Raw genomic sequence first — 7,280 nt, forward strand, 5'->3', positions numbered from 1 at the left:
GCCGAAGCGGGTCGAGTAGGCGAACTTGGCGTACTTCTCTGCTCCGTGGCGCACCCATGGGTGGTGCTGACGCCCGGCGAGCAGGGTGACGTCGCCGGAATCCCGCATGAGTACCGCCCCGGCGTGCGGCTGGGCGCAGACGGCGGGCAAGTCGGGAGCCGGCTCCTCCTTCGCGGTCCAGAACGCGTGATGGGCCGGCAGCGCGAGCGGCAGATACGCCTTGAGTGACCAGTAGGGCGAGCCGAAGGCGTTGTACTGCTCGGCCAGCGCGGGCTGCGGATAGCCGTACCCGATGGACAGCAGCCCGTCGGGCCCGGCCACCGGCCGCCCGCGCCACCAGCGCAGGTGCCGCAGCAGGTAGCCCTTGACCTCGCCCCACGGCAGTACGTCGACGCCCGCGAACGGCAGCGCGCCCCAGAACGCGGCCTGTGCCCAGCGGTAGGTGAGGCTGCGGCCGTACGGGACGGCGGCACCGTCGTCGGCGAACCAGTGCCGGAAGTCGCCTGCGAACCGGGCCGCCCGTTCCTTGAAGCGGTCGCCGCCCGTGAGGGTGTCGTACAGCAGCCCGTAGAAGTGCATCGCCCACGGGACGTAGTAGTCGCGCCGTTCGGTGGGGCCGTCCGCGTACCAGCCGTCACCGAGCCAGAACGTGTCCAGGCGGTCGAGGCGCGCGGTGACCAGTGAGCGGTCGTACGGCACTCCCACCCGGTCGAGGCCGAGGCCGACCAGCACGGGGAAGAAGAGCCAGTTGTTGTCGCTGGTCTCCCGGTGCAGCGCGCTGAGCAGCCAGTTCGCGAGCCGGTCGCGTTCGGGGGCGCTCAGCGGGTCCCACCACCGCTCAGGGGCGAGCGCGAGCGCGAAGCCGATGGCGGCCATCTCGACGATGCGCTGGTCGCGGTCGACCGGCTCACCCCAGTACTCGGGGTGCGCGGGATCGCTGCCGTGGGCGAGTCCCTCGACCCACAACTCGGCGTTCGGGACGTCTTGCCGGCCCGCCGCCAGGGGCGCCAGTCCCCACAACGGCCGGGCGAACGCCTCCAGTTCGGCGGCCGTGTCGTCGTGGATCGCCGTGTTCACACCGAGCCGTACGCGCGCCCGGCCGGCACTGAAACGAGAGGCGACAGGTTCCAGCAATGCCTTCACGTCGGACGCGAGTTCGGTGCGTGCGTCGTCCATCAGTCGTCGTCCGTCCCCGCGCATCAGCCCTTCTCCGCCCCGGCCAGCAGCCCGGTACGCAGGAAGCGCTGGGCGAGCAGGAAACCGATCAGCAGCGGCGCGCAGGCCACGAGCCCGGCCAGGGCCGCCTCCGGCTGGTGGATGTCGAGGTCGGCGAAGCCGCTGGAGTTGTTGACCGCGCCGGTGGACTGCAGCAGGGACATCAGGCCGAGCTGGAGGGTGAAGGTGCGGTCGTCGGAGAGCATCACGAAGGGCAGGAAGAAGTCGGTCCAGCAGCGGACGAAGCCGAAGAACGCGATCAGCGCGATGGCCGGGCGGGCCAGCGGCACCGCGACCGACCAGAACAGCCGCAGTTCGCTCGCCCCGTCGACGCGTCCGGCGTCCAGCAGGCTGTCGGGCAGGTTCGCCTGGAAGTGCAGGAAGGCCAGGTAGACACCGAAGGGGTAGAAGGACAGCGGCAGGATCACCGACCAGACCGTGCCAGTGAGGTCGAGTGCCGACATCTCCAGGTACAGCGGAAGCACCAGCGCGGCCGGGGGCAGGATCATCGTCACGGTCGAGAGGGTGAGCAGGGCCCGACGGCCGGCGAAGTCGTGTTTGGCGAGCACGTAGCCCGCGGGCACGCACAGCAGCAGGGCGAGGGCCACACTGGCCGCCGCGTAGACGAGGGAGTTGCCGATCCACAGGGTCATCTCGCCGTCGTTGTACGACGTCAGGTGCGACCAGGCGTCGCCGACGTTGCCCAGCGAGCCGAAGCCGAGCGGTGAGCCGGTGGTCAGGTCGTCGGCCGTGCGGGTGGGAGCGAGCAGCAGCCACAGCAGGGGCAGTCCGAGGAAGACGGCTGCCCCCAGCAGGAACAGGGCGCGGGCGCCGCGCGACAGAGCGGTCATCTTCTCACTCACCGTGAGTCGGAGGAGTCGGTGGCGTACATACGGGTGCGGGTGATCACGATCCACGCGGACAGCAGTCCGACCGCGAGCATGGCCAGCGACAGTGCGGCGGCCTTGCCGAAATCACCGTCCTGGGTGGCGTAGACGTAGGCGAGTTGGTTGACGGACCAGGTGGGGCTGATCTGGCCGGGGGCGCCGGTGGACAGCACGGTGGGCTCGACGAACACCTGACTGCCGGAGGCGAAACTGGAGATCAGCACGAAGCCGACGTACGTGCGTACCAGCGGCAGTTTGATGTGCCACATGGTCCGCCAGGCCGAGGCGCCGTCGACCCGTGCGGCTTCGAGGACGTCCTTCGGGAGTGCGTTGAGCGCCCCGTACAGGACGACGATCCAGCCGCCGGCGTGCACCGCGATGCCCATCACGGCGAGAACGGCGATGATGCTGCCGCCGGACAGCGCGTCCGTGGCGCTCTTGACGTCCATCAGCTTGAGCACTGGGGAGAAGGGGCTGCTGTCCGGGCTCACCATGAACAGCCACAGCAGGGCCGCGGCCGAGCCGGTGACCGCGCCGGGCAGGTAGTAGACGAGTTGGAGCGCGCTCGTCGTGCGACCGGGGCGGGCGTGCAGGGTGAAGGCGAGGGACAGGACGGTCAGCAGCAGGATCGGCAGCCACAGGAGCAGATACGTCGCCACGTGGGCGGCCGCGTCCCCGAGCCGGTAGTCGTGGAACACGGCCGCCCAGTCGCGCCCCCCGGTAAAGGAGCCGTCCTGCACGAACGAGGTCCACAGGGCGTATCCGGCGGGCGCGAGCCCGAAAACCGCGAGGAAGACCGTGTAGGGGCCGACAAGGATCCAGACGGCGGCGGTACGGGCGGGGCGGCGTCGGCGGCGGGGCGCTGCCGACGTCTCGGCCACGACCGCGGGCGGGCTGGATGTGGTCAGCGTCTTCATTCGACCCGGTACCCGCCGGTCCGTGCCGCCGCCTCCAGCTTGTTCTGCCAACTTGCCAGCGAATCGCGGAGGTTGCCGCCGGAGTCGACGGCCTTGACGAACGTGTCGTTGAAGCTGCTCTGCCAGTCGGCCTCGTAGCGGACCGCTCCGAAGCCGGGGCGCAGTGCGTTCGCCGCCGCGGTGAGGGCGGGCATCGGGTCGGAGGCGTAGTACGGGTCCTTCGACTTGACCTCGCCCCACTTCTTCGCGGCTGCCGTGAAGGCGGGGTAGGTGGGCTGTTTCGATTGGAGGTTCACGTCGGTGGTCATCCAGCGCACCAGGTCCGCGGCCTGCTTGGTACGCCCGCCCGCGTGCGCCGAGACGAGGAAGGCACCACCGCCGACCTGTCCCGCGTACGGCTCGCTCTCCCCGGGCCAGGTGGGCATGGGGGCGGCGGCGATCCGGCCCTTGGGCACCTTGAAGGCGGGGCCGAACATGAAGTCGCCGAACCAGGCCGGGGCCGGAAGCATCAGGATCTTGTCGGTCTTGCCGAACTTCGAGAAGCCCGGGTCGATGGGTGCGACGGTGGTGACGGCCTTCTTGCGGGCCAGCGGCTGCAGCAGGTCCGCGACCCGGGTGCAGTCCGATCGGCCGAGGTCGATGTGGACCTCGGTGAGGCTGAGCGTGTCGCGGGTGGGACAGCCGCTGCTGCCGAAGTAGATGCCGGCGCCGTACTTGCCGTTGACGGCTCCGACGATGGTACCGGGGTGCTCCACGGCCGCCTTCAGTCCGGTCTGCTGGTACTCGGCCCAGGTCTTGGGGACCTGGTAGCCATACCGGTCCATCAGCTTCGCGTCGTACCACAGGACGGTGGGGGCGATGTCGTTGCGCAGGCAGTACGTCTTGCCGCCGAAGGTGCAGGTGTCGAGGGAGCCGGGGGTGAAGCCGTCGCGGACGGACTTCGGGACGAGGTCGTCGAGCGGGGCCGCGTAGCCGAACTTCTCGCTCGCGAGTGTGGCCGCCTCGGCCGGGTTGACCAGGAAGGTGACGTCGGGCCAGCCACTCTTGGTGCGGTTGGCGAGCGAGATCTTGGTGGGCACGTAACCCGCGTCGGGCGGGATGGTGACGATGCGCATCTTCAGGTCGGGGTGGGCCTTCTTGTACTGCTGGGCCGCGGGCATACGGGTGTTGTCCACCCAGACCAGTAACTCACCCGTCCCATCACCGGAACGGCCGCTGCCACCGGTTCCGCCGCATGCGGAGAGCACCAGAGCCGCCGCCGCGGCCAGGGAAGCGGCGTGCCATTTCTTCATGGGGGACCACCTTTTCGCCGTGGTGCCTTACTCAGGGAACGAAGATTGCGATAGTTTTCGCAAAACTCGATCGTCCGGCAACGTAGGAGATTCATCCGATGACGTCAACGGTTCGGACGGGATTCAACGAAGGAAAGAGGCGCACGCTGGCCAAAATTGCAGGACAGGCAGGCGTGTCGGTGTCCACCGTCTCGAAGGTGCTGCACAACAGATCCGATGTATCGGCGGAAACGCGGGCGAAGGTACAGCGACTGTTGGAACAACACGGCTACCTGGCGAAAACCCGCCCGGCGGCCACCGCGGCCCCGCCAGGCGGGCTGATCGACTTCGTCATCAACGAACTCGACAGCCCCTGGGCGGTCGAGCTGATCCGGGGCGCCGAGGAAGTACTGCACGACGCGGGCATGGGGCTGGTGGTCTCCTCCACGCACGGCCGGAGCAGACGCGCCCGCCAGTGGCTGGACTCGCTGGCCACCCGCGCCACACGCGGAGCCATCCTCGTGGTGCCCGAACTGACCCCGGAGCAGCACGAGGAGCTGCGCCAGCTCGGCATCCCCTACGCACTCGTGATGCCGATCGACGAACCCGCGCCGGGCACACCGTGGGTGGGCGCGACCAACTGGCCCGGCGGACTGGCCGCGACCCGCCATCTCATCGAGCTGGGCCATCGGCGTATCGCGATCATCAGTGGTCCGGAGCGCAGGCTCACCTCTCGGGCGCGAGTCGACGGCTACCGCTCGGCACTGGCGGAGGCGGATCTGCCCTTCGACCCCGAGCTGGTGCGCTACGGCGACTTCACCCACGGCCTCGCACACCAGCACGCCCTGGAACTCCTGGCGTTGCCCGACCGACCGACGGCGATCTTCGCCGGCAGCGACCACCAGGCCCTGGGTACCTACCGGGCCGCCGCCGAACTGGGTCTGCGCATCCCGGCCGACGTCAGCGTGGTCGGCTTCGACGACCTGCCTTTCGCGGACTGGGTCACCCCGCGCCTGACGACGATCCGCACTCCCATCGCCGACATGACCGCGCTCGCGGCCCGGATGGTCCTGAGGCTGCTGTCCGGGGAGCAGCCGGAGACGACACGGGTGGAGGTGGCGACGCAACTGGTGGTACGGGAAAGCAGCGGACGCCGTCCGCCACTCTGAGCGGCGCTGTCACGTCGGCTGACCGGAAGCGTCCCACGACCCGTGGGTGGCGTCCGTGTCGGGAGCCGGTTCAAGTTGCCTCTGGTGCTTCCTGAGAGGGTCTGGGTGGTCACGCCGAGGCCTGCGTCCTCAAGGGCCCGGTAGCCGCGGCGGGTTCCGGTCAGCTGGGACAGATGTGCGTGCCAGTGCCGGGCGTTGCAGGTGGACAGCCGGTGGCGGGGGGTGACCTGGGAACGCAGCAGGTCGCCGAGGGCGGCCCCGAGGGAGGGGCCGCGTCGGGTGGGTCCGGCCATCAGCCGCTCCCCCGACAGCGGCAGCCGGGCACTGCCGGCAGTCTGGAGACGGTCCACGACCACCAGGGCCACCCCCTCGACGTAGGGGGCGGTCTCCGCGATCGCCTCCGCGGTCAGGTCACCGCCGTCGTCGATCATCAGCGGTGCCTGCCGCAACTGCTGTGCGACCTCTTGCTCGTGAGGGGTCAGCCGGCCCTGCTTCAGGCGCGGGTACTCCCCGCCGGACTCGGCGGACAGGATCCGCCGGAAGATGTCGTCCGCGCTCGGCCCGGACGCCGCGTACAGCACACGCTTCTGCTCGGCCAGAGCCGTCCGTGCGGCCGCCAGCCCCAGCAGGCTGCCCCCGACGCTCGGGTCGACCGCCACCAGAGTCAGGCGCCCGGCCTGAAGCCGGCCCGCGACCGCGTCCAGTGCGGGAAGTCCGAACGACGGACCGCTCACCGGCGCGGAGCCCAGCGCGGTGCCGATCGCGTCGCCGAGCGTCGCGAGCCGGCGGGGCATGCGGGCAGTTGACCTGCTGCTTGTGGTAGTCGATGTGGAAGTCGTCCCGGGCGAAGCCCTCGTTTTGGCGGTGCTGGCGGGTGGGGTTGCTCTTCAGCGGCCCGGAGACGGTGACCTGGTGTTCGCGGGTGGCTTGTTCCAGGTGGGGCAGGGAGGTGTAGCCGGTGTCGACCAGGTGTTCGGCGGGGAGCAGTCCGCGTCGGGCGAGGCGGGTGTGGATGCCGGGCAGGACCTTGCTGTCGTGGGTGGTGGCCGCGGTGGTGGCCACGTCCGTGATCACGTTGGAGCGGTCGGGAGCACAGGTCTCGGTCAGGTGAGCGGTGAACCCCTTCCAGCTGATGATGTGTCCGTGGCGTGCGTAGCGGGCCGACGTGTCGTAGGGAGAGACGATCGTCCGGGACGAGGGCGGTAGCCCGGGCCCGCCTTCCTTCTCGGCGGTGCGCCAGCGCAGGTGTCCTGCGGCGTCACGGTGGTAGTTGTGCACCATGATCTGGCGCAGGGCCTGGATACGAGGACCGGACGCGTGGTCTGCTCCCTGCCGGTGGAGGTGTTCCAGGAGCCTGACGGCGTCGTTTCCGGTGGCGAGGGCTCCAGGCGGGTCAGATCCCGCACCGCGGCCAGGACATGGGTGGAGTCGGTGCCCTGCGTGGTGCGTTCCCGCACCAGGCCGGCCTCCTTGAGGCGGGCCAGCGCCAGGTCGAGCAGGTCGGCACGGTCGCCTTCAGCGAGACGGTCGCGGAAGTCGGCCAGCACACTGTGATGGAAGCCGGGATCGTCCAGCGCCAGGGCCATAGCGTACTTGAAGTCGATGCGGCAGCGGACCGCCTCGGCGGCCTGCCGGTCCGACAGACCGAGCACGAACTGCAGCACACAGACGGTGGCCAACTGGGCGGGCGAGAGGCCGGGGCGCCCGTCACGCCGGTACCAGTCGGCGAAGTCCTCGTCACACCACAGCCCGTCCAGCCGGTCACGCACCCACATCGCCGTCGTACCGTCCGGGTTGCTCGCCCGCGCGATCCGCGCGGTC

6 protein-coding genes and 1 pseudogene are annotated in these 7,280 nt (G+C 69.9%); 1 reads left to right on the forward strand and 6 read right to left on the reverse strand.

Annotated features, from left to right (window positions below; all coding sequences use genetic code 11):
• The 4 genes from ABZ646_RS35690 to ABZ646_RS35705 form a co-directional block, all read right to left on the reverse strand.
• On the reverse strand, positions 1–1,176 hold a 1,176-nt coding region (locus ABZ646_RS35690; RefSeq protein WP_360528498.1), incomplete at its 3' end, for a DUF2264 domain-containing protein.
• Between the two features lie 23 nt (positions 1,177–1,199).
• Positions 1,200–2,066 carry a carbohydrate ABC transporter permease gene (locus ABZ646_RS35695; protein WP_360528501.1) on the reverse strand — a complete coding sequence of 289 codons (867 nt, stop codon included), beginning with the start codon at positions 2,064–2,066 and terminating at the stop codon, positions 1,200–1,202.
• Positions 2,067–2,074: 8 nt separating this feature from the next.
• The gene (locus ABZ646_RS35700) at positions 2,075–3,019 is read right to left on the reverse strand and encodes a sugar ABC transporter permease (protein ID WP_360528504.1); all 945 of its coding nucleotides are present in this window, start codon (positions 3,017–3,019) and stop codon (positions 2,075–2,077) included.
• Positions 3,016–4,311, reverse strand: a complete 1,296-nt coding sequence (locus ABZ646_RS35705) for an extracellular solute-binding protein (protein ID WP_360528507.1) — start codon at positions 4,309–4,311, stop codon at positions 3,016–3,018. The genes ABZ646_RS35700 and ABZ646_RS35705 overlap by 4 nt, the downstream gene beginning before the upstream one ends.
• Before the next feature lie 98 nt (positions 4,312–4,409).
• Here ABZ646_RS35705 and ABZ646_RS35710 point away from each other — a divergent pair, with 98 nt between their 5' ends.
• Positions 4,410–5,459, forward strand: coding sequence for a LacI family DNA-binding transcriptional regulator (locus tag ABZ646_RS35710; RefSeq protein WP_360528510.1), 1,050 nt, complete (start codon positions 4,410–4,412; stop codon positions 5,457–5,459).
• Positions 5,460–5,803: 344 nt separating this feature from the next.
• On the opposite strand, the pseudogene ABZ646_RS35715 reads toward ABZ646_RS35710, so the two are convergent.
• Positions 5,804–6,253 (reverse strand): annotated as a pseudogene (locus ABZ646_RS35715) (DnaB-like helicase C-terminal domain-containing protein); the annotation flags it as partial.
• A 309-nt stretch (positions 6,254–6,562) separates the two neighbouring features.
• A partial coding sequence (locus ABZ646_RS35720) for a transposase (protein ID WP_360528513.1) occupies positions 6,563–7,280 on the reverse strand: 718 nt, incomplete at its 5' end.

This window comes from Streptomyces sp. NPDC007162, assembly GCF_040634175.1.
Lineage (GTDB): Bacteria > Actinomycetota > Actinomycetes > Streptomycetales > Streptomycetaceae > Streptomyces.

What these genes read in the sequence shown, in the direction of transcription:
- ABZ646_RS35710 (WP_360528510.1), top strand. Translation starts at nt 4,410, where the DNA reads ATGACGTCAACGGTTCGGACGGGATTCAACGAAGGAAAGAGGCGCACG.
- ABZ646_RS35700 (WP_360528504.1), bottom strand. Translation starts at nt 3,019, where the DNA reads ATGAAGACGCTGACCACATCCAGCCCGCCCGCGGTCGTGGCCGAGACG.
- ABZ646_RS35695 (WP_360528501.1), bottom strand. Translation starts at nt 2,066, where the DNA reads ATGACCGCTCTGTCGCGCGGCGCCCGCGCCCTGTTCCTGCTGGGGGCA.
- ABZ646_RS35705 (WP_360528507.1), bottom strand. Translation starts at nt 4,311, where the DNA reads ATGAAGAAATGGCACGCCGCTTCCCTGGCCGCGGCGGCGGCTCTGGTG.